1 protein-coding gene is annotated in these 281 nt (G+C 39.5%); it reads left to right on the top strand.

The window, feature by feature from the left end; translation table 11 throughout:
- Nucleotides 1-50 precede the first annotated feature (50 nt).
- Nucleotides 51-281 (top strand): hypothetical protein (locus AAOP42_RS00235; protein WP_349526444.1); only part of this gene is annotated, 231 nt, incomplete at its 3' end.

Below are 281 nucleotides of genomic sequence, written 5' to 3'. Positions count from 1 at the left end.
GCAGCAATGCCCAGGAATTAAAATTATCCACCTACATAGAAAAAACTAAGATGTCTCCAAAGTTGGGACACTCATTGGGTCTTGTTTTCCCTGGCTACCTTGGAGACATGGAAGTAGGCGGATTTTATCAAAGAAATATGTTGTCGCACAATGCGGAGACAACTTCAAAGAAACAAATCATTGAAGAACAGTTTTATGGATTTTACATGGGTATCTCTTTCATCCAAAGACAGAAAGTGAATGTGAACTTCAACGTCAGAACAGGATTGGTCAACGGTAGT

Source organism: Reichenbachiella sp. MALMAid0571 (assembly GCF_040151475.1).
In the GTDB taxonomy this organism is placed as follows: Bacteria; Bacteroidota; Bacteroidia; order Cytophagales; family Cyclobacteriaceae; genus CAXBNB01.
This window is presented reverse-complemented; position numbering and strand designations above follow the sequence as displayed.